General features: G+C 32.0%; 21 protein-coding genes. 11 read left to right on the forward strand and 10 right to left on the reverse strand.

Features of this window, described 5'->3' with window-relative positions; translation table 11 throughout:
- Window position 1 precedes the first annotated feature (1 nt).
- The 7 genes from GGR97_RS05140 to GGR97_RS05170 all read left to right on the forward strand — a co-directional run bounded on the left by GGR97_RS05140 (window position 2) and on the right by GGR97_RS05170 (window position 10,687).
- On the forward strand, window positions 2-1,570 hold the full coding sequence (locus GGR97_RS05140; RefSeq protein ID WP_167897447.1) for a hypothetical protein: 1,569 nt from the start codon (window positions 2-4) through the stop codon (window positions 1,568-1,570).
- 27 nt (window positions 1,571-1,597) lie between these two features.
- Window positions 1,598-3,193 (forward strand): sodium:solute symporter, encoded by a 1,596-nt coding sequence (locus GGR97_RS05145; RefSeq protein WP_167897448.1) that lies wholly within the window; start codon window positions 1,598-1,600, stop codon window positions 3,191-3,193.
- A 197-nt stretch (window positions 3,194-3,390) separates the two neighbouring features.
- Entirely contained in the window at window positions 3,391-4,320 is a 930-nt protein-coding gene (locus GGR97_RS05150; protein ID WP_167897449.1) for a T9SS type A sorting domain-containing protein, read from the forward strand.
- A 112-nt stretch (window positions 4,321-4,432) separates the two neighbouring features.
- Complete coding sequence (locus GGR97_RS05155; protein WP_167897450.1) at window positions 4,433-7,021, forward strand: beta-mannosidase; 2,589 nt, start codon at window positions 4,433-4,435, stop codon at window positions 7,019-7,021.
- An 11-nt stretch (window positions 7,022-7,032) separates the two neighbouring features.
- Window positions 7,033-8,004: a type I phosphomannose isomerase catalytic subunit gene (locus GGR97_RS05160; protein WP_167897451.1), complete on the forward strand. Its 972-nt coding sequence runs from the start codon at window positions 7,033-7,035 to the stop codon at window positions 8,002-8,004.
- 22 nt (window positions 8,005-8,026) lie between these two features.
- Window positions 8,027-8,860, forward strand: a complete 834-nt coding sequence (locus tag GGR97_RS05165; protein WP_209272323.1) for a sialate O-acetylesterase — start codon at window positions 8,027-8,029, stop codon at window positions 8,858-8,860.
- Between the two features lie 261 nt (window positions 8,861-9,121).
- Window positions 9,122-10,687, forward strand: a complete 1,566-nt coding sequence (locus GGR97_RS05170; protein WP_167897452.1) for a choice-of-anchor I family protein — start codon at window positions 9,122-9,124, stop codon at window positions 10,685-10,687.
- Window positions 10,688-10,722: 35 nt separating this feature from the next.
- Here GGR97_RS05170 and GGR97_RS05175 read toward each other — a convergent pair whose 3' ends face one another.
- A complete protein-coding gene (locus tag GGR97_RS05175) occupies window positions 10,723-11,514 on the reverse strand; it encodes an alpha/beta fold hydrolase (RefSeq protein ID WP_167897453.1) in 792 nt (263 codons plus the stop codon).
- 79 nt (window positions 11,515-11,593) lie between these two features.
- The gene (locus GGR97_RS05180) at window positions 11,594-12,442 is read right to left on the reverse strand and encodes a transketolase (RefSeq protein WP_167897454.1); all 849 of its coding nucleotides are present in this window, start codon (window positions 12,440-12,442) and stop codon (window positions 11,594-11,596) included.
- A gap of 227 nt (window positions 12,443-12,669) precedes the next feature.
- On the opposite strand from GGR97_RS05180, the gene GGR97_RS05185 reads away from it, so the two are divergent.
- Window positions 12,670-13,578 (forward strand): ROK family protein, encoded by a 909-nt coding sequence (locus GGR97_RS05185; RefSeq protein ID WP_167897455.1) that lies wholly within the window; start codon window positions 12,670-12,672, stop codon window positions 13,576-13,578.
- A gap of 37 nt (window positions 13,579-13,615) precedes the next feature.
- Here the strand turns inward: GGR97_RS05185 and GGR97_RS05190 are convergent, their stop codons facing one another.
- The gene (locus GGR97_RS05190; RefSeq protein ID WP_167897456.1) at window positions 13,616-14,797 is read right to left on the reverse strand and encodes an aspartate aminotransferase family protein; all 1,182 of its coding nucleotides are present in this window, start codon (window positions 14,795-14,797) and stop codon (window positions 13,616-13,618) included.
- The gene (locus GGR97_RS05195) at window positions 14,790-16,292 is read right to left on the reverse strand and encodes an OstA-like protein (protein WP_167897457.1); all 1,503 of its coding nucleotides are present in this window, start codon (window positions 16,290-16,292) and stop codon (window positions 14,790-14,792) included. Before GGR97_RS05195 ends, GGR97_RS05190 begins: the two co-directional genes overlap by 8 nt.
- 170 nt (window positions 16,293-16,462) lie before the next feature.
- On the opposite strand from GGR97_RS05195, the gene GGR97_RS05200 reads away from it, so the two are divergent.
- Window positions 16,463-16,798, forward strand: coding sequence for a cupin domain-containing protein (locus tag GGR97_RS05200; protein ID WP_167897458.1), 336 nt, complete (start codon window positions 16,463-16,465; stop codon window positions 16,796-16,798).
- Window positions 16,799-16,856: 58 nt separating this feature from the next.
- Here GGR97_RS05200 and GGR97_RS05205 read toward each other — a convergent pair whose 3' ends face one another.
- From GGR97_RS05205 to GGR97_RS05225, 5 genes are all read right to left on the reverse strand, one after another.
- Window positions 16,857-18,128, reverse strand: a complete 1,272-nt coding sequence (locus GGR97_RS05205) for an adenylosuccinate synthase (protein WP_167897459.1) — start codon at window positions 18,126-18,128, stop codon at window positions 16,857-16,859.
- 23 nt (window positions 18,129-18,151) lie between these two features.
- Window positions 18,152-18,592, reverse strand: coding sequence for a Fur family transcriptional regulator (locus GGR97_RS05210; protein ID WP_167897460.1), 441 nt, complete (start codon window positions 18,590-18,592; stop codon window positions 18,152-18,154).
- 82 nt (window positions 18,593-18,674) lie between these two features.
- Window positions 18,675-20,876, reverse strand: a complete 2,202-nt coding sequence (locus GGR97_RS05215) for a RelA/SpoT family protein (protein ID WP_167897461.1) — start codon at window positions 20,874-20,876, stop codon at window positions 18,675-18,677.
- 97 nt (window positions 20,877-20,973) lie between these two features.
- On the reverse strand, window positions 20,974-22,218 hold the full coding sequence (locus GGR97_RS05220; protein WP_167897462.1) for a M48 family metallopeptidase: 1,245 nt from the start codon (window positions 22,216-22,218) through the stop codon (window positions 20,974-20,976).
- Window positions 22,219-23,016, reverse strand: coding sequence for a TrmH family RNA methyltransferase (locus GGR97_RS05225; RefSeq protein WP_167897463.1), 798 nt, complete (start codon window positions 23,014-23,016; stop codon window positions 22,219-22,221).
- Window positions 23,017-23,118: 102 nt separating this feature from the next.
- Here GGR97_RS05225 and GGR97_RS05230 point away from each other — a divergent pair, with 102 nt between their 5' ends.
- A complete protein-coding gene (locus GGR97_RS05230) occupies window positions 23,119-23,754 on the forward strand; it encodes a hypothetical protein (RefSeq protein WP_167897464.1) in 636 nt (211 codons plus the stop codon).
- 4 nt (window positions 23,755-23,758) lie between these two features.
- Here GGR97_RS05230 and GGR97_RS05235 read toward each other — a convergent pair whose 3' ends face one another.
- Window positions 23,759-24,562, reverse strand: a complete 804-nt coding sequence (locus GGR97_RS05235; protein WP_167897465.1) for an HAD family hydrolase — start codon at window positions 24,560-24,562, stop codon at window positions 23,759-23,761.
- Between the two features lie 223 nt (window positions 24,563-24,785).
- Here GGR97_RS05235 and dnaB point away from each other — a divergent pair, with 223 nt between their 5' ends.
- On the forward strand, window positions 24,786-26,303 hold the full coding sequence (gene dnaB, locus GGR97_RS05240; protein ID WP_167897466.1) for a replicative DNA helicase: 1,518 nt from the start codon (window positions 24,786-24,788) through the stop codon (window positions 26,301-26,303).
- Window positions 26,304-26,433 lie beyond the last annotated feature (130 nt).

The raw sequence follows: 26,433 nt of genomic DNA on the forward strand, positions 1-26,433 counted from the left end.
AATGCTTAAAAAACAATTCACATATTTCATAGTAATCACATTCGCTCTTTTATTGGGCGGATGTGCTAACACCCATAAAAGCAAAGCTGACATTGCTATTTCTATTCTTCAAACAGATGCTTTAAATTTTCCTTTTGTAGGACACGGTGTTCAGTGGTCTGCCTATCCGCATGCAGATTCAGAAAATGCAGAGTGGGGATTCTTAATGACTGATGAAAAATGGAGTGAATTATACAAACGTTTAGATTTTGTAAATCCACACATCATTCGTGTTATGGATGTTGCTAGCTGGAGGTATTACAAGGGACTTGACAAAAACAAGCAGCCCATTTTAGATTTTAACAATCAGGAAATAAAAAGTTTGTGTAAACTTTTAGACTATTGTCAACAGAACAACATTCCCGTTTTATTTGGAGAATGGGGAGCTCCTGGTTTTTGGGACCCTACTAAAAACCCAGACAATATTCATTTGGCTACAGATGATAGATGGATTGATATGATTACCAAATACCTTGATTTTTTAATTGTAGAAAAAGGATATACTTGTATTAAGTACTACAATCTTGTAAACGAACCTAACGGATACTGGGCTTCTACAGATGGGAAATGGGAAGAATGGAAATCAGGATATCAAAAACTAAACAAAGCTTTTGTTAAAACAGGACTACATAAATATGTAACCCTAGCAGGACCTGATGCTGTTACTCAATGGGATCATCCTAAACATCCTAAAAAAGCAGCAGACTGGGTTTACAGTACCGTAGATGAATTAGATAGTATTACTGGAATTTACGATTTTCACATCTATGCCGATCAAGATTTAATTAGAACCGGTAATTTCATCTCTTATTTAACTCCTTTTACTGATAAAATAAACCAAACTAAAAAACCTTTTGTTCTTGGAGAATTAGGAATGAAATATAGTGGAGAGTTACAAAAGCTAAACACCCAAAAAGGAAAAGAAGATCCTTTTGCAGGTCCAGATGATTCATCCATGTTTGTTTACGATTATTTTTATGGTATGGATATGGCAGATGCGACTATACAAAGTATGCTTGCAGGAGTAGGTGGTGCCATTGCGTGGGATTTAGATGATGCAATGCATACCGTAGGTGATTTGGGAGAAAAAAATCAACTAAAAAAATGGGGAATGTGGAATATTTTATCCGAAGAATTTGGAGATTTAGATGTTGATAAAACTCCTAGACCTTGGGCTTATTCTTGGACCTTGCTATGTAATTTATTTCCTCCACAAGCCACTATTTACAAACCAATCATATCTGTTCAGAATGATAGCATTAGATCCGTAGCTTCTTTACATCAAAAAGATTTTACGTTTGCTGTTGTAAATCAATCAAACCAAACAAAAACTATAGCCTTAGAAACCACTATAGCTACTAGTAACAAACCTTTGTATTTGTATGAATATTCAGAAACAAACAGACCTCAAAACAAGAATGGTTTTCCTGTTGCTGTAAAAACAATTACAGCTAATTTAAACAAAGAGAAACTTGTGATAACTGCAAAAGCAAACAGTCTAGTTTTTCTTAGCTCAATTTTAATCAAATAGCTTTTTAAGCTTTATCAAAATAAAAAAATGGACTACAATTTAGACATTATCGATATTTCCGTTTTAATACTGTACTTTATTTTTATTGTATGGTTTGGAATAAAATCATCTAAAAAAGGAAACGACTCCTCTAGTGATTATTTTTTAGCAGGACGTAACATGACATGGCCTGTTATTGGTTTTTCATTATTTGCAGCCAGTATTTCTAGCACCACTCTTATTGGTAAAAGTGGAGATGCCTACTCTACAGGAATTGCCGTATTTAATTACGATTTGGTCTCCGTACTTGTAATGGTTGTTTTTGCTATGTTCTTTTTACCTTTCTACATTAAGTCTGGAATTTTTACTATTCCAGAATTTTTAGAAAAAAGATTCGACAAAAGATCTAGATACTACTTTTCGTTTATCACCTTAATTGGAGCTACCTTTTTAGATGCAGCAGGAGCTTTGTACGCAGCTTCTTTATTAATGAAGCTGGTATTTCCTGCCTTATCTATTATGCAACTTTCTGTAATTTTTGCTATTGTAGTTGCAGCCTACACAATTCCGGGAGGATTAGCTGCTGCAATTAAAGTAGATTTAATTCAAGGAATTTTACTACTTGTTGGTACATTTATATTAACCTTTTTGGCCATGGGTAATGGAGGTTTAGATTACCTTAAAACATTGTTACTAGAAGATGATACCATTATGAAATTGGTAAGACCTATGAACGACAATTCTGTTCCGTGGTTAGGAACCATTGTGGGAATACCCATTCTTGGATTTTACTTTTGGGGAAACAACCAAATGTTGGTACAACGTGTACTTACAGCAAAATCTGTAGATCATGGTAGAAAAGGAATTCTTTTGGTTGGTTTTTTAACCGTATTAATTATTTTCATTATTATATTTCCTGCAGTAATTGGTAAAAAATTATTTCCGGGACTTCCTAAAAACGATATGATTTATCCTAAAATGGTAATTGAACTAATGCCTACAGGATTGTTAGGATTAATGTTAGCCGCTATGGTTGCTGCCCTAACCTCATCTTTAAGTGCATTGCTAAATTCTGTTGCTACCTTATTTACCATGGACTTTTATGTAAAGTTTAAAAAAGACACTACTGAAAAAGAACAAGTTTATGTAGGTAAAATTGTATCTGTAGTTGTTTTAATTTTAGCTGTATCTTGGGTTCCTTTTGTTTCTAAATTCGACTCTCTTTTAAAATACTATCAAGAAATGCTAACCTACATTGCACCACCAGTTGTTGCCGTATTCTTTTTAGGTGTTTTTTGGAGAAAAATAAACAAAGACGGAGCTTTTTGGGGATTAATGGCAGGTGCTTTTGCAGCAGTCTTAACCATTGTTCTTAAAGTATTTTTTGATTATGAATTATTAGGAAACATTCACTTTTTATTAAAAGTTCCTTTCTATTTTATCTTTAGTTCTATCATTATTATTGTGGTAAGTTTATTTACCAAACCCGATGATATTAAAAAAATAGGAGAATACATCTGGACCAAGCAGATATATAGAGACGAAACCAAAGAATTAATTGGAGTTCCTTTTTACAGAAACTTTAGATTTTGGTGCGTGGTATTAATTCTGTTTTGTTTTGCCGTTTTATACCTATTTCAATAACATATAGTTTAATTACTACAAGCTATTAAAGGTTGTAAAACAAAAAAGGGTTCCATTCTATGTAAGAATGGAACCCTTTTTTACATTCAAAATAGTTGACCTCAAAAATTCATAAAACGACATTTATTTAACCTTATTTAACCAATATTCAATAAAAAACAGCTTTAATTTTACTAATAACTTAAAACTAAAAGCTCATGCAATTAAAAACTACTTTAGTAAAGAATATTTTAAAACAAGTATCCATTTTTGGCTTACTTTTTATCACAAGCGTTTTATATGCACAAGATCCCAATGCTCCAACAGGTTTAACAACATCAGATGGAACACCTAATGAATTTACATTATCATGGGATGCTGATGCAAACGCTACAGGAGGATATAATATTTTTATTGTGGAAGGTACTAGTGGAGATGTTTACATAACTACGGTTCCTGCAGGAACCACCTCTTACACTTATTCTGGAACCTATGGAAGTATTACCATTACCGATGGAAATACCTATACAGCAAAAATACAAGCCTTGCCTGATGGAAATTATAATGCTTATGCTGATACTACAGTAACAGTAAACGCAACTCCTCCACAAGACCCAGAAGCACCTACAGGATTAGTAGCTACAGACAGCGCTTTAAATCAATTTACCCTATCATGGGAGGCTGATGCAAACGCTACAGGAGGATATAATATTTTTATTGTAGAAGGAACTAGTGGAGATGTTTACATAACAACTGTTCCCGCTGGCACCAACTCCTATACCTATTCTGGTACTTACGGAAGTGTTACCGTTGCTAACGGAAATACATACACAGCTAAAATACAAGCATTACCCGATGGAAATTATAATGCTTATGCTGATTTAGAAGTTACTGTTGGTTCTTTATCTGTAAACAACCTTAACTCTATGGGCTTGGTTTCTTATTACCAAGCTAACAATATACATATAGAAGGAGATGCGGATTCATTAAACGGAATTACAACTCATATTTATACAATTACCGGAAAGCTTATTCAGTCTACAAACAACACAACTATTAATGTTGAAGAATTAACAGACGGAGTATACATTCTAGTAATTGAAAACAATAAAGGTCAAAAAGCCTCTAAAAAGATTTTAAAGAATTAATTTTCGCAGTAGTTTCTTTATTAAGCACTCCTAAAACTTAGTTTTCAGGAGTGCTTTTTTCAAAACCAATTAACAAAGAACAGTCATATTTACAAACGCTTCATCTGCTATTATGATTTCTAAAATTCTAAAATATCTAACAGTAACTTTCCTTGTGATATTTGCTGGCTCTTGCAAAAACACTCCTAATTATCTATCTAAAAAATTAGACAGTAACTGGACCTTTAAAGCCATTAAAGACTCTGTTTGGCTAAAAGCAATTGTACCTGGCTCTGTGCATACAGATTTAATTGCCAATCAAATTATTAAAGATCCTTTTTACAGATTAAACGAGAAAAATGTTCAGTGGGTAGACAAACAAGATTGGGAGTATCAAACTTCTTTTACTGTTGAAAAAACACTGTTTGAAAAAGATGTTATAGAGTTAGATTTTAAAGGATTGGATACATATGCTTCTATTTTTCTAAACAATCAATTAATTTTAGAAACCAACAACATGTTTGTTGGATATAAGATAGATTGTAAAAAACACCTAAAACAAGGAGAAAATTCTCTGAAAATTATTTTTAAATCACCCATACAAAAGGGATTAGAAAAACGTAATCAATTAGGTTATCAACTCCCTAATGCCGTTAACGATCAATCTGAAAATGGTGGCTTAGGTAAAAAACAAGTGGCAGTATTTAGTCGTAAAGCAGGTTACCATTTTGGCTGGGATTGGGGACCTAGATTGGTTTCTAGCGGTATTTGGAAAGAAATTAAGCTAAACGCATGGAACAAAGCAAATATTACAGATATTTACATACAACAAAATCAGCTTTCTAAAAAAGAAGCATCCTTAAATGCTCAAATAGAAATTATGGCTACTAATCCTTTTTCATCACAAATAACCATTTTGGTTGATAATGAAAATACAATTACCCAAAATGTTGATTTAAAAAAAGGTTCTAATAAAATTAAAATTCCAATACGTATAAAAAAACCAAAACTTTGGTGGACAAACGGATTGGGATCTCAAAAATTATATACTATTACAACCAAGCTTCATCAACAAGAAAAAACACTAGCTGTTGATTCTAAAAAAATAGGATTAAAAACCTTAGAAGTTGTTCAAGATAAAGATAGCATTGGAGAAAGTTTTTACTTTAAGTTAAACGGACATCCTGTATTTATGAAAGGGGCTAACTACATTCCTCAAGATGTTTTTTTAAACAGAGTTACTAGAAACGACTATCAAAAAATTATTAAAAACATGGTAGATGCCAACTTTAACATGATCCGTGTTTGGGGAGGTGGTATTTACGAAAAAGATCTTTTTTACGACTTATGTGATGAAAATGGAATTTTAGTATGGCAAGATTTTATGTTTGCTTGTGCCATGTATCCTGGCGATACATCCTTTTTGAAAAACGTTAAAAAAGAAGCAGAATACAATGTAAAAAGATTAAGAAATCACACCTCTATTGCTTTGTGGTGTGGTAATAATGAAAATTTAACCGCTTGGAAAAATTGGGGTTGGATAAACGAAGTAAAAAATACTCAAGATGATAAAATTGTAGACACTATATGGAAAGGATATCAAGATGTTTTTCACACCATTTTACCTAAAGTAGTACAAGAGTTAGATAACGACACTTTTTACTGGGCTTCTTCTCCAACATCAGCTAGAGGAAAAGATGCTACTTTAACTTCTGGAGATTATCATTATTGGAAAGTTTGGGGACAACAAGCTCCTTTAACTACTTTTAATACATACATTCCTCGTTTTATGTCTGAATATGGATTTCAATCTTTTCCAGAATTTAAAGCTGTAAAACAATACACCACCCAAGAAGATTGGAGTATATATTCCGATGTGATGAAATCTCATCAACGCTCCCCCATTGGAAACAAAAACATAGAAATGTATATGAAATCTTGGTACAAAACTCCCAAAGATTTTGAATCATTTTTATATGTAAGTCAGTTACTACAAGCCAAAGCCATGAAAATTGCTATTGAAGCTCATAGAAGAAATATGCCCTACTGCATGGGATCTTTGTATTGGCAAATTAACGATTGCTGGCCTGTGGCCTCTTGGTCTAGTATAGATTATTATGGAAACTGGAAGGCTTCTCATTACAAAGTAAAAGAACTTTATGCTCCTGTTAAAACCTTGTTTTTTAAAACTGACAATACAATAAATATTCATATTGTTTCTGATTATTTAACAGATACAAAAGCAAAATTACATTTAAAACTCATCAACTTTAAAGGAGAAATTTTAAACCAAACCGAAGCAGAAATTACCGTAAAAGCAAACAGTAGTAAAATCTATTTAAATTTAAAAGATGAAGAATTTACTAAAAAACACAACTTAAAAGAAGTGCTTTTAGTATCAGAACTTATGTTACCAGATCAAACTATTTTGGATGAAAGTATGTACTATTTTAAAGAACCTAATAAGTTAAACTTAACAAAACCTACGTTGAGTTATACTGTAAAACTAGTGAGTAAAAAAGAAGTTTTGCTTCAAACATCTACAAATACATTGGCTAAAAACGTGCGTTTTAGCACAAGCTTACAAGGACATTTTTCTAATAATTATTTTGATGTATTACCCAACAAAACACACTCAATTTCTTTTACATCAGCAAAAGAAATAAATGTAGAAGAATTTAAACAAACACTAACAACCACATCTTTAATTAACACTTATTAAAACAATATAATATGAATTCTTATCCAATAAAATTTAATCCCATTTTAAAAGAACGTATTTGGGGAGGAACAAAATTAATCAACACTTTTAAAAAAGAATCTAACAAAACAAATATTGGCGAAAGTTGGGAAATTTCCGATGTAAAAGGAGATGTATCTATGGTAGCCAATGGTGCATTTAAAGGCAAAAGCTTAAAAGAATTAATCACCACATACAAAGGAAATTTTGTAGGAAACAAAGTCTACCATCAATTTGGTGATGAATTTCCTATTCTGATTAAATTTATAGATGCTAAAACCCCCTTATCTATACAAGTACACCCTAGTAACCAACTAGCCAAAGAACGTCATAACTCATTTGGAAAAAATGAAATGTGGTATGTAATGGATGTAGATTCTGATGGAGAACTTATTGTTGGTTTTAACAAAGAAGTGTCTAAAAAAGAATATATAGACACCTTAGAAAACGGAAATATTTTAAATATTCTTAATACTGAAAAAGTAAAAACTGGAGATACTTTTTACATTCCAACAGGTAGAGTCCATGCCATAGGAGCAGGAACTGTTATTGCAGAAATTCAGCAAACATCAGATATTACATATCGTATTTATGATTATGAACGTGTAGATGCTATTACAGGACAACCCCGTGAATTGCATACCGATTTAGCCGTGGATGCAATAGATTATCGCGTTTCTAAAGATTATAAAACCAATTATTCTTTAACAGAAAACACATCTTCTACTTTAGTACATTCTCCTTATTTTAAAACAGACATTATTCAATTAACCCATAGTATTCAAAAAGATTATTCATACCTAGATTCTTTTGTTATTTACATGTGTGTAGCAGGTTCTTTTAGTATAGACTGTAATGGAGATACTTTAATTGTAAACACTGGAGAAACTGTATTGTTACCTGCAACTACAAAGAATCTTAATTTAAGTTCTAAACAAGCAACTGTTCTAGAAGTTTATTTATAAAATCTAAAAAAATTAATCCCTTATGAAAACTAGAGTTTTATTCTCTTCTATTTTTTTTCTATCATTTATAACGCTGTTTGCTCAAGATCCTAACTTTCATATTTACATCTGTTTTGGACAATCAAACATGGAAGGATCTGCAACAATACAAGCACAAGACAAAGTGGTAAATAATCGTTTTAAAGTATTACAATCTTTAGACTGTCCTAATTTAGGCTACATTAAAAATAAATGGAGAACCGCAACACCTCCTTTAACACAATGCTATACGGGTCTTTCTCCTGCAGATTATTTTGGAAGAACCATGGTAGAAAAATTACCAGACAGTATAACTATTGGTGTTATAAATGTTGCTGTTGGTGGATGTGATATTAGATTGTTTGATAAAACTATTTATCAAAACTTTAAAAACACATACCCTGAAGATTGGTTTCAGGACAAAATTAAAGCTTACGGAAACAATCCTTATCAGCATTTAATACATCTTGCCAAGCTAGCACAAAAAAAGGGAGTTATTAAGGGAATACTTTTACATCAAGGAGAAAGTAATCAAGACGATACTAATTGGCCTTTGTACGTAAAAAAAGTATACAACCACATGCTTACAGACTTAGAACTAAAAGCCAATCTAGTTCCTTTGTTAAGTGGTGAAGTGGTACACAAAGACCAAAACGGATTGTGCGCTAGTATGAATCCTATTATTAATAAACTACCGGAAACTATTCCTACAGCTCACATTATATCATCAAAAGGATGTAGTGTACGTAGTGACAGCGTTCACTTTAACTCAGCTGGAGTAAGAAAAATAGGAAAAAGATATGCTTTAAAAATGCTTTCTTTACACAATATTAAATAGAGCTACAAAACAAGCTTTGTTTCTACGGAATACTCTAAAGGAACAAAGTTTTTTATTTAATATCTATATTAGAACTATAAATCATACACTATTCCTTCATGTTACTACATACACTCTCTAAAAACTTTCTCTTTACTTACCTCTAACAGTTATATAACATCTAAATAGAAATAATCATTAGAAGTTAATATTACATTGTTACCCAATTAACATTTTTTAAACAAAAGGGTTCTTTATTTGTGCCAAACAAAACTTTAACAAATGAACAATTTATTTAAACTTTTTTCTATTGGGGTTTTAAGTACTTTTACACTAATCTCTTGTAGTGAAGATGGACTTGATGGAATTAATGGTACTGATGGTACAAACGGAACAAATGGAGAAAACGGTAAGGATGCTGATGTAACCAAAACTATTTCTCAACTTACTTTCTCAAAAATTGGATCTTTTACAAACGGTGATGATGAAGCTTATGCAGAAATTTCTGCTTTTGATCCTATCACTAAAAAATTATTTATTGCCAATTCTGAAGAAAACGAAGTCTCTGTTTTAGATCTAACAGATGCTACCAATCCTGTAAAACTTACCTCTATCAGCTTAACAGGAAACCCTAATTCTGTAGCTGTACACAATGGAGTTTTAGCTGTAGCTGTTGAAAATAATAACAAACAAGCAAACGGTACTATTGAAACTTACAATACAGATACACAAGTTTCTATTCAATCTTATACTACTGGAGCTTTACCAGACATGGTTACTTTTTCACCTGATGGAAAATATTTAATATCTGCAAACGAAGGTGAACCTAATGATGATTACGATAATGATCCAGAAGGTTCTATTACCATTGTAGACGTTGCTACAGGAGTAATAACTCAAGTTCCTTTTACAGGATTAACAAACCCAGGAAACGACTTTAGAGTATTTGGTCCTGGTGCTACATTACAACAAGATGTTGAACCAGAATACATTGCTGTTTCTGAAGATTCTAAAACAGCTTATGTGGCATTACAAGAAAACAATGGAATGGCAATAGTAGACTTAGATTCTAAAACCATTACCAAATTAGTTGGTCTAGGTGTTAAAGATTTTAATATTACAGGAAACGAAATTGATGCTTCTAACAAAGATGGTATTGCTGGTAACTTAAAAAACTGGAACGTATTAAGTTATTACATGCCAGATGCAATTGACTTTTTTACAGCTAACGGAAACGGATACATTGTATCTGCAAACGAAGGTGATTCTAGAGATTACGATGGTTACTCTGAAGAAGAAAGAGTAAAAGATATAGAATTAGACCCTAGCGCATACCCAAATGCAGAATGGCTACAAGAAGACGAAAACTTAGGTCGTTTAAAAATAACTACTGCCAATGGTAAAAATGACGATGGTAAATACGAACAAATTTATGGATACGGAGCACGTTCTTTTTCTATTTGGAACACAAACGGAGAAAGAGTATATGATTCTGGTTCTGAAATTGCTAGAAGAACGTTAACTCTTACTCCATCTATATTTAACCAAGATGAAGGAAAAGCAGATGGAAGATCTGATGATAAAGGTGCAGAACCTGAAGCTGTAAAAACATTAAAAGTTGGTAATGAAACAATGTTATTTGTAGGTTTAGAAAGAACTAGTGGAATACTTGTATACAACGTAACCAATCCATTAAATCCTGAATTCGTTACATGGCTATACGATGGAGATGATATTGCTCCTGAAGGCTTAACTGTTGTTGATAAGGCTGATAGCCCTACAGGAAACTATTTAATGATTTCTACAAACGAAGTATCTAGTACAATTGCTATTTACGAGATTAAATAAGCATAGGAAAAATTTAACAACCTTAAAAAGAAACCCTACTTACTTAAAGTAGGGTTTCTTTGTTTTAAATAGCTAATAACAGCTGTATTAAACAACGCAGAAGCTTCTATATTTACAACATGACCACAATCCTTCAGTAATTCTATAACACTGTTTGTGTGACTTGCTACTATCTTTTTTACACTTGGTAAAAACATATAATCTTGGGCTCCCATTATATAAAGCACAGGAGTCTCTATTTTTGTTTTTCTAAAAAAAGATAACAACTTATTTACACTAGACACTAAAGAAAACCATTTTATAAACTCTTTTTGATTCATTTTTTTAGCCTCATTAATAAAAAACAATCTAGAGGGTGTATGATTCTTTTTAGGCATAATAATAAATGCAAATAACTTATAAAGCCATAAATAAGGAACTACTCTTTTTAACCCCACACCTACTCTCATTAAAAACTGAGCACGAAAGTTTAAATACATTACAGCACCTCCCATTACTAAGGAGCTAACTTTTGCTGAATACCTATGGGCAATATCCATAATAATAATCGTACCTAAAGATATGCCTATAAAATGAGTTTGTTTTATCTCTAAGAAATCTAAAACCTCAACAACCTCATCAGAAATAGAAGAAAAACTATAGTTATTTTCTGATTTAAAAGATGTAGACTTTCCATGACCTCTTAAATCAACAAGCAATAAATTAAATTCTTTTTTAAAAGATCTTATCTGAGAAAACCAAATAGAACTACTACCACCTGCTCCATGAACAAAAGTAACCCATGGTTTCTCTATATCTTTATGATGGTATGTTTTGTAATGTAGCATACTTATTTTTGTTAAACATAAAAAAAGCTCTGTTAAACAACAGAGCTTTTTTTTAATATGTAACTATAAAGATATTCTCTTAATAGTCTCCTAAAGTTGCAGGGTTTTGAGCCAATGCACTTTCTAATTGTTCATCGTTAGGAGCTTTACCATGCCAAGCATGTGTATGCATCATAAAGTCAATTCCGTTACCCATTTCTGTATACAATAAAATACAAACTGGTTTTCCTTTTCCTGTTAATGCTTGTGCTTCTTTAATACTTGCAATAATAACTTCAATATCATTACCTTTTTCAACTTCTAAAACATCCCATCCAAAAGCTTCAAACTTAGCTTTTAAAGAACCCATTGGCATTACCTCATCAGTAGTACCATCAATTTGTTTTAAGTTAACGTCAATAGCAGCAATGTAGTTGTCTACTTTTTTACCAGCAGCATACATAATTGCTTCCCAGTTTTGACCTTCTTGTAATTCACCATCTCCGTGTAAACTATACACTAAACGATCATCACCATTTAATTTTTTAGCTTGAGCCGCTCCAAGAGCAACACTCATTCCTTGTCCTAAAGAACCAGATGCAATTCTAATTCCAGGTAATCCTTCGTGAGTAGTTGGGTGTCCTTGTAATCTTGAATTTAACAAACGGAATGTTGCTAATTCTGATACTGGAAAATATCCACTACGAGCTAATACACTATAAAATACAGGAGAAATGTGTCCGTTTGATAAAAAGAATAAATCTTCACCTTTTCCATCCATTTCAAAATTAGAAGCATCATACTTCATAATTTCTTGATACAAAGCCGTAATGTACTCTGCACATCCTAATGAACCACCTGGGTGTCCAGAACTTACAGCATGTACCATACGTACAATATCTCTTCTAACTTGTTGTGTAAAATCTTTTAGCTCTTGAATAGTTGCCATTATAAATAATTTAGTGTGGCAAAAATACAGTTTTATTTATGTAGGGCAAATTATTTCTAATTAGATATTCCCCTTATTTTCAGAAAAAAACATTTTCTAATTTTAAATAGAACTCACCTCTCCTGTTATCCTACTCTTTTGGTTCAATAGTTTTCTGTATCTTTAACTTAGAAACCCCTTATTTATGGTGATTTTCAATCATCATTTGGAACAAATAAAGCAAAAAAATGACAGAAGAATATCTTGGAATTGATGTTGGAGGAACCAACATAAAGTTTGGTATTGTAAGCCAAAAAGGTGAATTACTATCAAAAACAAAACATCCAACGCTGAATTTAAGAGAGACTAACGATTTTATTACTGCTTTTGTTAAGAAAATAGGTCATCAACTAAAAGAATACCCTCATATTAAAAAAGTAGGAATTGCTGTACCTGGATTAATTTCCAAAGACAGAAGATCTACCGTATTTATGGCTAATATTCCCGAATTTAACAACATAGCTTTAATTACTATTTTAGAAGAAAAGTATCCAAATATTACTTTCTTTTTAGACAATGATGCAAACGCAGCCGCTATTGGAGAATTACATTTTTCTAAATCTAAAGCAGTTCCTGCTGATTTTATTTTTATGACTTTAGGAACCGGACTAGGAAGTGCTGCTGTTTTAGATGGTGAAATTTTTAAAGGCGGAAACGGAAATGCTATGGAAGCTGGTCATATTATTACTTCTAACGGAAAAACAGCCGAAGAAAATATGGGAAAAAAAGCCATTGTAGAAATGGCCTTGTCTAAAATTAAAAAAGGAAAAGAAACCAGTTTAAAAGTCAAAGATTTAGATTCTAAAGCCGTGGTGTTGGCTTGTACCAAAGCAGACCCTGTAGCTATAGAAGTTTTTGAAAAAGTGGGAACAATATTAGGAGAAGCCTTAGTTTCTACCATTCGTATTTTAGATATTGAAACTGTATTTATTGGTGGTGGAGTTAGTAAATCTTTTAGCATTGTTAGAAAGAATATGCATAAAGAACTTAAAAAAAGACTACCCCATTATTACATTAACAAACTAGATATTAGATTAGCTACTTTAGGTAACGATGCTGGTATTTTAGGAGCTGCTGCTCTTTGCTTTAAAGCATAAAAAAGGGAAATGATTTTATCATTTCCCTTTTTTAAAATTAGTTATTTAATACTTCTAAAATAATAGCACAACCTTTTTTTATTTCTTCGTCTGATATGGTTAGTGGTGGACTAATTCTAACCGCTTTTTTCTCAAACAACAAAAAGAACAACAACAATCCTTTGTTCATACAAGTTAACACCAAATCTGTTGCTATATGTTCATTTTCCATAATTAGAGCCAACATCAATCCTTTTCCTCTAATTTCTTTAATGGCACTGTGTTGTAAACAATCTTTTATTAACTGTTCTTTTCTTATTGCTTCTTGCATTAAATTAGTTTCTGTAATCTCTTTTAAAGTAGCCAAAGCGGCTGCTGCAATTACAGGATGCCCTCCAAACGTAGTTATATGTCCTAACTTAGGATGTTCTTGCAGTTGTTCCATATGTTTAAAACTGCTAATAAAAGCACCAATAGGCATTCCTCCTCCTAAACCTTTTCCTGTAATTAAAATATCGGGAACACAGTTGTAATGTTCAAAACCAAATAGTTTTCCTGTTCTTCCAACTCCTGATTGTATTTCATCAAGAATTAATAAAGCACCTACTTCATCACAACGTTTTCTAACTTTTTCTAAATAGTTATTTTGAGACACAATAAAACCAGCTCCTCCTTGAATGGTTTCTAAAATAACCGCAGCTGTTTCTTCTGTTATTTTATGTAAATCTTCTTCGTTATTAAAAGTGATGAATTTAGTTCCCGGAATTAAGGGTCTAAAGGCACTGTTCTGTACCTCGGTTCCACAAACACTCATTGCTCCTTGCGTATTTCCGTGATAAGCATTTTTACCTGCTACTACCTCGGCTCTACCCGTTACTCTTTTAGCTAATTTTAAAGCACCTTCTGTAGCTTCTGTTCCAGAGTTTACCAAATAAACAGTATCTAAATTTGAAGGCAATAAATCTGCTAACAACTTACATAATTCCGTTTGTGGTTGCTGTATAAACTCACCATAAACCATTACATGTGTATAACTATCAACCTGATCTTTAATAGCTTTAGATACTTTAGGATGATTATGCCCTAGACTATTGGCAGAAACTCCCGCTATAAAATCTAAATAAGATTTTCCGTCTGTTCCATACACATAAGATCCCTTTGCACTTGCAATTTCAATAGCCAATGCATGTGGGGTTGTTTGTGCCTGATGCTTAAAAAACTGTTCTCTTAAATTAGTCATGAATAAAAATATCTTCTTTTTTTAACGGTCTTTCTGTACCTCTCCAAATAAATCCTTTGATAAGTTTTCTATCTTCTGGAAACTTTTCGGGCGGATAGGTTTTTCCATCTGGCTTTTTTAAGAACATAATATCCTGAATTTTATTCTCTTTTAAATTAAACAGAATATTACTACACTCCATATCCATAATAGCCGTTAACTCAGCATTTTCATTTCTTGCATAATTTACCACAGCTCCATTTCCTTTTGCTAATAGCGATGTTAACTTTTGCTCTACAAACTTACCAAACATGTTTTTTCCTTTAATTTGATTGTAGCCTACGCTATCTTTTTGAACAATTAAAGCATTTTTAATAATGTTTAGCGAATCCAATTTATTGGTTTCTAAATTATTAATCAATCTAATACTATCTCCTGTAATTTGATTACTTCCAGACCATAAGACAGGGTTGGTAAATAACTCAGTAATTCCTTTTCCTTGATGTGTAACTAAAGAATCGCATTTTCCACTTAAATCCGATTTAAAAATCTTTACATGATGAAATACTTTCATCAACTTATTATTTTCTGGACCTGTAATAGACAAGGTATCACCGTGAATAAACATAGAATCTTTTTCTACTGTAGAAATTGCCAAAGGTCTTTTGGTTACTATAATAGAATCTTTATCTCTATACACTTCTCCATAATCTCCGGTCACAATAATTTTATTTACGGTATCGGTAATTATTAAATTCCCAGTACCCGAAGCAAAAGCTTTTAATTTATTGTAATACAAACTATCCCCTTCTATCTCATTACTTTCATGATAAATAATTGAGTTTTTTAACAAATACCCAAGCGACAATCTTGTATCGTAAATTCCTCTCTCTGTATACAACTCACTCTCCTTATTTATAATAGTTGAGGGTCCATACAAATATGTTTTTCCTGTAGTGGTATAATAATCCATATGCCCAGTTGTTAAATTCATATCTGGATTTACAACTTTTACATTTTGCCTTGCCGTTAATTTTTTATCATTGGCAAAATATTCCCCTATCTGGCTAGTTAGCGTATTTTCTAAATTTACAATAGTTCCAAAACAATCGTATTTTAGAACTTGTGTAACTCTATTAAAATGAAGTGTATCGGTAGTTAAAGTTATCTCCTTATCTTTTACAACTACTTTTCCCCAAGACAAAGCTTTTTGACTGTCTCCATCATACTGTAAATGATCACTTTTTTGAGTTAAAGTATCTGCCTGATTGATGAACACATCACCATAGGCATACAATCTATTTTCTAATTGATAAAACAATGCTTTTTTACAGGTTAGTAAAGCTCCTTGGTGTTCTACCTGAACATCTCCATTTAAGACCATAGCACCAGGATATTGCTTTTGATCTCTATAGGTTTGATTGGAATGTATTATTTTAATTTTACTTGTTTGTGCCATTCCCACTAAAGGAATAAACAGCAGTAAAAATACTTTTAGGTTTGTTGCTAATTTCATACGCTAGCAAAGATACTTTATTCCGTGTATTTTGGAAATCTTTGTTCTACAATTGACTTACAACCTTAATGCCAATCTTAAATTTACTTTTTACAAATCAAAATAGACCTAACTAAAGTAGATTAACAACTCAATAGATATCTTTATTTTTTATTGATAATAATATACATATGGAAATTACCAAAAACAACAATGGATATCAATCTATTCTCAACAACCCAAACATTCAAAGGAAAATAGTTTCTTTAGAAAACCTAATGATGGTAGTTATAGAAATTACAGGAGGCCCTATGAAAGATCCGGAAATACCTCATCAGCATCCACATGAGCAAATTACTTATGTAGCCAAAGGATCTTTAAAAGTATTTATAGAAGACCGAGAATATGTATTAAACGAAGGTGATACTTTTAAAGTAGCTCCTAATTTAAAACACGGAAGTCAAACCTTAACAGAATACGTTAAATTAATTGATACCTTTTCGCCAATTAGAAAAGAATTCTTATAAAAACAAAAATCCCTCATCAAAATGATGAGGGATTTTTTATAGTAAAATACGTTTTGTATTATCTTTCAATAGTTTGTTTTCTGTCTGGTCCTACAGAAACAATGGTAATTTTAATTCCAGTTTCTTTTTCAATAAAAGCAATGTAATCATTTAACGCTTGTGGCAATTCTCCTTCAGAAGTCATTCCTGTTAAATCTTCTTTCCAACCTTTTAATTCTGTATAGATTGGTTTTACATTTTCTGGCTCAATATTGTAAGGAAAATGGCTAATTACTTCTCCTTTATATTCGTAAGCAGTACACACTTTTAACGTATCAAAACCAGATAAAACATCTGCTTTCATCATATTTAATTGTGTAACTCCGTTTACTTGACAAGCATACTTTAAAGCCACCATATCTAACCATCCACATCTACGTGCACGACCTGTAGTTGCTCCAAACTCATGACCTACTTTAGCCATAGTTGCACCATCTTCATCAAACAATTCTGTTGGGAATGGTCCTGAACCTACACGAGTAGTATACGCTTTAAAAATTCCAAAAACTTCTCCAATTTGGTTAGGTGCTACACCTAAACCAGTACAAGCTCCTGCTGCAGTAGTGTTAGATGAAGTTACAAATGGGTACGTTCCAAAATCAACATCTAATAAAGAACCTTGTGCTCCTTCTGCTAATATTGTTTTTTTGTTTTTAATAGCTGTGTGTAAATACTCTTCACTATCTATAAAAGTTAATTTTCTTAACTCTGCTACACTTTTAAAGAACTCTTCTCTTAAAGCATCTAAGTCATATTCTAATTCTACTTTGTAGAAATCTAACATGTTAATGTGCTTTTGAGTTAATGTCTCAAAAATTTCTTTCCAGTTGTCTAACTCTAAATCTCCAACACGCATACCGTTACGTCCTGTTTTGTCCATATAAGTTGGACCAATACCTTTTAAAGTAGAACCAATTTTATCTTTCCCTTTTGATTTTTCAGATGCAGCATCTAACAAACGGTGAGTTGGTAAAATTAAGTGTGCTTTTCTAGAAATTAATAAGACTTTTTTAAAGTCGATATCAAACTGAGATAAGTCTTCTATTTCTTTGTTAAAAATTACAGGATCTATTACGACTCCGTTACCTACAACATTGATAGCATCTTTGTGGAAAATTCCAGAAGGAATTGTATGTAATACGTGTTTGTGTCCATCAAAGATTAAAGTGTGTCCTGCGTTTGGACCTCCTTGAAAACGAGATATTAAATTATAGTTTTGTGTTAACACATCAACTATTTTCCCTTTACCTTCATCTCCCCACTGTAATCCTAATAATAAATCTACTGCCATTTTAATTTTGTAAATGTAAAATTCTATTTCTCTTTTTTGTTCCCGTAAAAATAAAGCGAATGCTTTGATATTTCTACATTAAAAACCTCTTCTATTGTCTTCTTAATTGTCTGTATTCTAGGATCACAAAACTCAATAACTTCTCCAGTATCTAAAATCAAATGATCATGCTGTTTGTCAAAAAAACTTTTCTCATAATGAGCTTGATTCTGACCAAACTGATGTCTTCTTACCAATCCACACTCTAGCAATAATTCTATAGTGTTGTACAACGTAGCTCTACTTACACGATACTTTTTGTTCTTCATATTAATATACAAAGACTCAATGTCAAAATGTTCTTCCAAATCGTATATCTCCTGTAAAATAGCAAAACGCTCAGGGGTTTTACGATGTTTGTTAGTTTCTAAAAACTTAACAAACACGTTTTTAACAATGTCTTGATTTTTCTGCTTAGTATCCATAACTAGATTGTTGTTTAAAAACAGCAAGATGCAAATTTATACTTTTATTTCTTTTACCAATAAGAAAAGAAATGCTTTTTTTCTAAATAATACGTTTTACACGCTTTACCCCTTTAACACCTTGCAATTGGTTAATAATTTTTCTCAATTTTGTACGATTTTGTACCGTAATTGTAAACTTTCCTTCGAACAAACTTCCATCACCCGCAATATTTAAGTTGTTTATGTTAACATTATTGTTAGATATAATACGTGTAATATTTCCTAACATACCCGATCCATCTTCACCGGTAATGCTTAACGTAACTTTAAATATTTGCTTGGTAGAATCTACCCAAGTAGCCTTCATAATTCTATATGCATAGTTAGACTGCATACTAATGGCATTTGGACAGTTGTTTTTATGAACTTTAATTCCTTCACTTACTGTTAAAAAAGCAAATACTTTATCTCCCGGAATAGGATTACAACATTTAGACAAGGTATATTCTAACTTTTCGTTATCATTTCCAAACAACAGTAAGTCATAGTTTGTACTAACCTCTTCTTTCTTAACTACTTTAGAAGTATCTGATTTTGTTCTTCTAAAGAATTTAGCAAACGTACTAGATTGTTGATTTGCAAAGTTTCTAATTTGAGTGTTATCTATAGTTCCCACTCCAATTCTATAGAACAAATCAAACGTTGTTTTTAACTTAAAGAAAACCACCATTGCTCCTAAAGTTTTATCTGTAGGCTCAATTTTTAAATGACGTAATTTTCTCTTTAAAATTTCTCTTCCGTATTCTGCTACTTTTCTTTCTTCTTCTTTTAAGGCTTGACGAATTTTAGCTCTTGCTCTGGCCGTAACCACAAAAGTTAACCATCTTTCTGATGGTTTTTGATTTTCTGAAGTAATTACCTCTACCTGATCTCCACTGTTTAAAACTCTATCTAGAGGAGTTAATTTTCCGTTTACTTTTACCCCTCTACATTTTAATCCAACATCTGTATGTACTCCAAATGCAAAATCTAAGGCTGATGAACCTTTAGGTAATGATTTAATATCTCCTTTAGGAGTAAAGATGAAAATTTCTTTAGCATATAAATTCAGTTTAAAATCTTCTACAAAATCTACCGCATTTCCTGCCTGATTTTCTAACGTATCTTTTAATCTATTTAACCAACCTTCTAAACCACTTTCATTAACCTCTCCTTGTTTGTATTTAAAGTGAGCTGCATATCCTTTTTCGGCAATCTCGTTCATACGTTTAGAACGAATTTGCACTTCTACCCATCTACCTTCGGGTCCCATTACGGTAATATGCAAAGCCTCATAACCAGTTGTTTTAGGCTGAGAAATCCAATCTCTTAACCTACTTGGATTTGGTCTGTAATTATCGGTAACGATGGAATATATTTTCCAAGCATCAAACTTTTCGTTTCCTTCGTCAGATTCATAAATAATTCGAATTGCAAATTTATCATACACCTCTTCGTAACGAACCCCTTGAGAACGCATTTTTTTACGAATAGAAAATATAGATTTTGTTCTTCCTTTTATCTCAAAATTAAAACCTTGTTTTCTTAAATCTTCACTTAATCTAGAAGAAAAACTATCAATATAATCTATTTGATTGTCTTTATTGGCTATAATTTTTGCTTCAATATCATTATAAACCTCAGGCTCTGTATATTTTAATCCTAAATCTTCTAATTCTGTTTTAATGTTAAACAAACCTAAACGGTGCGCTAACGGAGCATAGATATAAAGTGTTTCTGATGATATTTTAATCTGTTTGTGAGCAGGCATAGAATCCATGGTCTGCATGTTATGCAAACGATCGGCTATTTTTATTAAAATAACACGTACATCATCATTTAAGGTTAATAGCATTTTACGGAAGTTTTCCGCCTGAATAGATGCCATTTGATCCTTGCTCATTCTAGAAATCTTGGTCAAACCATTTACGATTTTTGCAATTTTTTCTCCAAACAAACGTTCCATATCTTCTATGGTGTAGTCTGTATCTTCTACCACATCATGCAACAAAGCGGCTGCAATAGAAACAGCTCCCAAACCAATTTCCGAAGCCACAATTTTAGCTACAGCAATAGGATGATAAATATAAGGTTCTCCTGTTTTTCTTCTTTGTTCGCTATGAGCTTCTACAGCAATATCAAAAGCGCTACGAATCAACTTTTTATCTTCATCAGATAAATGCTGGTAGCTGTCTTTTAATAAATCTTTATACCTACGTGTAATTTCTTTGTTTTCCAATTCTGGATCAATAACATACCCCATAAACTCCAAGTTTTATAAACAAAAAATTACTGAGAACATTACAACAATGTCTTCAGTAAATTTTTAGGTTCTTATGTATTAAATATAGTGATTTTATCTAAGATGTACGAGTCTTTTTTAAATTCAACACTCGCTGTAATAATGTAGGATGTGAGTAGTGAAAAAACACATTCCATTTGTGAGGTGTTAAATTACTTAAACTGTTTTTAGACAATTTTTTAAGTGATGATATTAAGTACTTACTGTCAAATGTTTCTTTGGCAAAATCATCTGCTTGGTATTCAAATTTTCTAGAAAGCACGTTCATTAACAAGCCTGTAAATTCAGAAATTGGACTGTATAAAATTCCAAAAGCAATCAATCCTATATGAAAACTGCTATGTTCTACCTTAAAAGCTTCTGCTAACAAAGTGTTACCTAATAACAATCCTAAAATGTATAAAGTAAGCCCTGTTAACAATAAAGACAAGACTAGGTTGTAAATGGTATGTTTTCTTTTGTAATGCCCTACTTCGTGTGCAAATACTGCTACAATTTCTTCTTCACTTAAATCGTTTATTAAAGTATCATACAATACAATTCTTTTTTTAGGGCCAAATCCTGTAAAATAAGCATTGGCTTTGGTAGAACGTTTAGAGCCATCAATTACATAAATATTATCTAATTTAAAGCCTTGTTTATTACTGTAAGCAACTAATTTATCTTTTAAAGTTCCCTCTTCTAAAGGAGTTTGTTTGTTAAACAAAGGAACTATAATGCTTGAATAGAACAAGGTTAAAAACAAGGTAAACGCTGCAAACACCAACCATGTGTACCACCAAAAATTAGCTCCAGTTTTTAAATACAACCAAGTAATCACAAATAACAATCCACCTCCTAAAACCAGGGTCATTAACAAGCCTTTTAGTTTGTCCATAAAAAACAGCTTTTTGCTGCTTTTGTTAAATCCAAAATTTTCTTCAATCACAAAGGTTTGATAATATGCAAAAGGAATCTGAATGATTGAACTTACCAATCCTATAATTCCAAAAAAGACCAATGTTTGTAAAATTTGATTTTGAGTAATTTCTGTAGCAATTCCTTCTACAAAAGCAACACCATTTAACAAAAAGAACAAAAGCGTAATAGCAAAAGATACCATTCCAGAAAAAGTAGCAAACTTGTAATTGGTTAGTTTGTAGGCCTGAGACTTTTTGTACGCTTCATCGTCATACACATCTGCTAATTCCAAAGGAACCTCATCATTAAAATGTTTGGCATTTACATAGCTAATAATTTCTTCTTTGATAAAATTTACAATCAACACCGCTATAATGATGATAAACAATATATTTCCTGTCATTTATTTAAAATTACGTTGTCTTTTTGCTTCGTATACCAAAATTCCTGCCGCAACAGACACATTCATAGAATCAATTTTTCCCAACATAGGGATCATTATTTTTTTAGTGGCCTTGTTTAACCATTCCTCAGACAAACCAACAGCTTCTGTTCCTACTACCAAAGCAGTTCCTTGCGTATAATCTTGTTCGTGATAATTTTCAGAATCTTCTTTTAATGCGGCAGCATATGTTTTAATATTCTGAGTTTCTAAATACTCTAATATTTCCTGAGTAGTTCCTGTAGCAATTTGCGTGGTAAACAAACATCCTACACTAGAGCGAATAATATTAGGATTAAACAGATCTGTTTTAGGATTTGCAATTAAAACAGCATCTACATTGGCAGCATCTGCTGTACGCAACATAGCTCCAATATTTCCCGGTTTTTCTGGAGCTTCTGCCACTAAAATTAAAGGAGTTTTTGTTTTAAAAGTTAAATTAGACAATAGCATAGATTTGTCTTTTACAACAGCTAACACCCCTTCTGTAGTAGATCTATATGCTACTTTTTCGTAAACTTCTTTGCTTACCTCAATATATTCATCCGCAATAAACTCGGTCACATCAAAATTAGCAGGTAATAAATCTTTATAATAAAACAATTGTTTTACTAAATAACCTCCTTGTAGTGCTAAAGAAATTTCTCTTCTACCTTCTACCAAAAAAGTTCCCGATTGTTTTCTAGCTTTTGATTTGTCTCCTAAAACCACTAAAGATTTTATCAAACTATTTTGCGAACTACTTATTTGCTTGTGCATAAACATATCCTATATTGAATAGCGAAAATACTATTTTTATATAGTTTCCATGTAATTGGTTTGCTTTTTGATTGTTATTTTTTAGAACCTAAACATCAACATATGAAACAAACATTACTTCTATTATTTGTACTAATTGGTACGTACAGTTTTTCACAAAACGTTAAAATCGATATTTTTAACAACCTTGAGCACAAATCTCAAAACGGAAATTACCAAGCCTTTTTAAAAAAAGATATTTTTGATGATTATGAGTTTACAGATACTCATAAAAACAAATTACATTTTAATAAAAAATACATACTTGCAAACTACCCTTTGATTGACAAAGAAGTAAAAACTAAAATTTCTTTTTTTAAATCGTTAATTAGACAGCACAAACAAGAATACAACCTTGAAGTATTTCATGAAATTGACATTTTTGGAAACGAAATTGTTCGTGACAACAGAGATAACGAAACCGAAATATCTACCGATATTTTTGACAATAAAATCTATACTCGTAAATCAAAAGGCCCTACATCAACCTTTAAAAAAGGAACTGATGGAAATATTGAATATACCCTAGGAAATTTTACAGCCACTTTAGAAAAAGGCTTTAGAAACGAATGGGTTTATGAAGACAGTACTGACAACGAATTTAGTTTTAGTAAAAAAACTTGGAGCAAGTTAATAAGCATACACAGAACTACAGAAAACATTTTTATGTTTTTGCTTGATGAATTTACATATCAATAAAATACTAAAACCCTTCTATCAGCTGATTAATTACCGTTTCTACTCCAAAATGATTGTTAGATAAGGTTTTGTAATTGGCTGTTTTTAATACATCCGGATGTGCATTTTCCATAGCAAAACTATATTTTACTTTTCTAAGCATTTCTATATCGTTTTGATAATCTCCAAAAGCCATAGTTTCCTCATCAGAAATCCCTAATTGCTCTTGAATACGTTCCAAAGCATTCCCTTTATGATTGGCTTTTAAAGCAACATCTACCCACATTTCTCCCGATACTTTTACCAACCAATCTCCAACTAAATCTTTTAAATACGGATAAATATTAGCCTCTGCTCCTTGGGTATTACAAAGGGCTATTTTTAAAAACTCATCATCTGGCAAATTTTCAAAACTCTCTATAATTTCATATTCGCTGTAATATTCCGATACTGTACTTTCAAACTCCTTAGATACCTTTAAAAAATAAGCTTTCTTTTTACCCGCAAGTACAATGTTTGTATTGGGTATTTTTCCACTCACTTTTAACAAATCAATTACATCCTTTTTAGCAAAAGCATTAGCAAATACTTCTTTGCCATTTTCTACCACATAAGCCCCGTTTTCTGCCACAATAGTAATGTGTTCTTTTATGCTTTCTAATTTTTGTAAAATACTGTGATATTGTCTTCCACTAGCCGCTACAAATTTGATGTTTTTTGCTTTTAACTTTTTAAATTGTTCAAAAAACAAATCACTTACGTTGTGTTCAGAATTTAATAGTGTACCATCCATGTCTGATACGATTAATTTCACCTTAGATAAATCCATATTTTGTGGCTTTAATTTGCAAAAACAAAGATATGCTTTTGCCTTTTGTTCTTTCCCTTTCTTAAAAATGAATCCAAAGCTGTTTTTATCACTAAAAAGGGGAGCCACATTGACCTTATCATCTAGTTATTAACAAAATAAAAGTTATCAACACTTTTTGTCGAGAAATTAATCCTAGTTTTTTTGCTGAAAAATCAGAATATCGATTAAATTTGTTTTCCCTATGGAACAAACAAAAAGCTTTTCTGGAAAAAAGGTTGACAAGAGTAAAGTTGTCAATTTAGCACATGGAAAAATCCCGCCACAAGCAGTGGATATGGAGACTGCCGTGCTAGGTGCTATGATGATTGATAAGAAAGGTATTGATGCTGTTATTGATATTTTGCATCCTGATGCTTTTTACAAAGAACAGCACCAAGCTATTTACGCAGCCATTCACACTTTGTTTCAAAACTCAGAACCAACTGACTTATTAACAGTATCTAATCAGTTAAAAAAGGATGGAAAACTGAACATGGTTGGTGGAGATTTTTACCTAATTGAGCTAACTCAAAAGGTATCATCTTCTGCACATATTGAATTCCACGCTCGTATTATTTTACAAAAATACATTCAAAGACAGTTAATTAGTATTTCTAGTGAAATTATAGAACAATCTTACGATGAAACTGCGGATGTTTTTGATTTGTTAGACATGGCAGAAACTAAGTTTTTTGAGGTAACTCAAGGAAACTTAAAAAAGAGTTCAGAAAGTTCTGACTCTTTAGTTAGGCAAGCACTTAAAAAGATTGAAGAATTAGGAGGTAAAGAAGGAATGTCTGGTTTTGCTACTGGATTTACCAAATTAGATGCCTTAACCTCTGGTTGGCAACCTTCCGATTTAATTATTATTGCGGCTCGTCCGGGTATGGGTAAAACGGCCTTTGTAATTTCTATGGCCAAAAACATGGCTATTGATTTTGGACACGGAGTAGCAGTTTTCTCTTTAGAGATGTCATCGGTACAGTTAATTACTCGTATGATTTCTTCTGAAACAGGATTGTCATCAGAAAAATTAAGAAAAGGAACCCTAGAACCACACGAATGGGAACAGTTAAATGTTAAGGTTAAAAACTTATCCGAAGCTCCTATTTTTATTGATGATACTCCATCACTTTCTATTTTTGATTTACGTGCAAAAGCAAGAAGATTAAAATCTCAACACGACATAAAAGTAATTGTAATTGACTACTTGCAGTTAATGACTGCTGGTGGTGCTGCAGGAGGTAACCGTGAACAAGAAATTTCTATGATTTCTCGTAACTTAAAAGCCTTAGCCAAAGAATTACACATTCCTGTAATTGCACTTTCTCAGTTATCTCGTTCAGTAGAAACACGTGGAGGTAGCAAAAGACCTTTATTGTCAGATTTACGTGAATCTGGAGCCATTGAGCAAGATGCCGATATTGTATCTTTTATTTTCCGTCCAGAATACTATGGTATGACAGAATGGGATGATGATGATCATACTCCATGTGAAGGACAAGGAGAATTTATTGTAGCCAAGCATCGTAACGGTGGATTGGATAATATTAGATTAAAGTTTACAGGTCACTTAGCTAAATTCTCGGATTTAGAAGATGATTTTGGAGGACAGTTAGAGTCTTCTATGAATAGTTTTAATGATATTTCTGGAAACATAAATCCTGCAGATGCTTTTGATGCTCCTGTAGCTCCAGACAACGATGATGTTCCTTTTTAAACATCAACTAAATACTAAAAAAAACAAACCCCTCGCAAAATTTTGTGAGGGGTTTATTTTTAACAAACACCTGTGTAAAAACATAACGTACTTTTAAAGAATCATCATTTGTCTCTAATTTTTGTTATAC

The sequence above is a fragment of the Wenyingzhuangia aestuarii genome, assembly GCF_011927765.1.
In the GTDB taxonomy this organism is placed as follows: Bacteria; Bacteroidota; Bacteroidia; order Flavobacteriales; family Flavobacteriaceae; genus Wenyingzhuangia; species Wenyingzhuangia aestuarii.

Excerpts from the sequence above, each read along its gene's own strand:
- GGR97_RS05170 (WP_167897452.1), top strand. The coding sequence starts at position 9,122 with ATGAACAATTTATTTAAACTTTTTTCTATTGGGGTTTTAAGTACTTTT.
- GGR97_RS05150 (WP_167897449.1), top strand. The coding sequence starts at position 3,391 with ATGCAATTAAAAACTACTTTAGTAAAGAATATTTTAAAACAAGTATCC.
- GGR97_RS05190 (WP_167897456.1), bottom strand. The coding sequence starts at position 14,797 with ATGACTAATTTAAGAGAACAGTTTTTTAAGCATCAGGCACAAACAACC.
- GGR97_RS05235 (WP_167897465.1), bottom strand. The coding sequence starts at position 24,562 with ATGGATTTATCTAAGGTGAAATTAATCGTATCAGACATGGATGGTACA.
- GGR97_RS05185 (WP_167897455.1), top strand. The coding sequence starts at position 12,670 with ATGACAGAAGAATATCTTGGAATTGATGTTGGAGGAACCAACATAAAG.
- GGR97_RS05210 (WP_167897460.1), bottom strand. The coding sequence starts at position 18,592 with ATGGATACTAAGCAGAAAAATCAAGACATTGTTAAAAACGTGTTTGTT.
- GGR97_RS05155 (WP_167897450.1), top strand. The coding sequence starts at position 4,433 with ATGATTTCTAAAATTCTAAAATATCTAACAGTAACTTTCCTTGTGATA.
- GGR97_RS05220 (WP_167897462.1), bottom strand. The coding sequence starts at position 22,218 with ATGACAGGAAATATATTGTTTATCATCATTATAGCGGTGTTGATTGTA.
- GGR97_RS05165 (WP_209272323.1), top strand. The coding sequence starts at position 8,027 with ATGAAAACTAGAGTTTTATTCTCTTCTATTTTTTTTCTATCATTTATA.
- GGR97_RS05225 (WP_167897463.1), bottom strand. The coding sequence starts at position 23,016 with ATGCACAAGCAAATAAGTAGTTCGCAAAATAGTTTGATAAAATCTTTA.
- GGR97_RS05145 (WP_167897448.1), top strand. The coding sequence starts at position 1,598 with ATGGACTACAATTTAGACATTATCGATATTTCCGTTTTAATACTGTAC.
- dnaB (WP_167897466.1), top strand. The coding sequence starts at position 24,786 with ATGGAACAAACAAAAAGCTTTTCTGGAAAAAAGGTTGACAAGAGTAAA.
- GGR97_RS05160 (WP_167897451.1), top strand. The coding sequence starts at position 7,033 with ATGAATTCTTATCCAATAAAATTTAATCCCATTTTAAAAGAACGTATT.
- GGR97_RS05205 (WP_167897459.1), bottom strand. The coding sequence starts at position 18,128 with ATGGCAGTAGATTTATTATTAGGATTACAGTGGGGAGATGAAGGTAAA.
- GGR97_RS05180 (WP_167897454.1), bottom strand. The coding sequence starts at position 12,442 with ATGGCAACTATTCAAGAGCTAAAAGATTTTACACAACAAGTTAGAAGA.
- GGR97_RS05175 (WP_167897453.1), bottom strand. The coding sequence starts at position 11,514 with ATGCTACATTACAAAACATACCATCATAAAGATATAGAGAAACCATGG.
- GGR97_RS05195 (WP_167897457.1), bottom strand. The coding sequence starts at position 16,292 with ATGAAATTAGCAACAAACCTAAAAGTATTTTTACTGCTGTTTATTCCT.
- GGR97_RS05230 (WP_167897464.1), top strand. The coding sequence starts at position 23,119 with ATGAAACAAACATTACTTCTATTATTTGTACTAATTGGTACGTACAGT.
- GGR97_RS05140 (WP_167897447.1), top strand. The coding sequence starts at position 2 with ATGCTTAAAAAACAATTCACATATTTCATAGTAATCACATTCGCTCTT.
- GGR97_RS05200 (WP_167897458.1), top strand. The coding sequence starts at position 16,463 with ATGGAAATTACCAAAAACAACAATGGATATCAATCTATTCTCAACAAC.
- GGR97_RS05215 (WP_167897461.1), bottom strand. The coding sequence starts at position 20,876 with ATGGGGTATGTTATTGATCCAGAATTGGAAAACAAAGAAATTACACGT.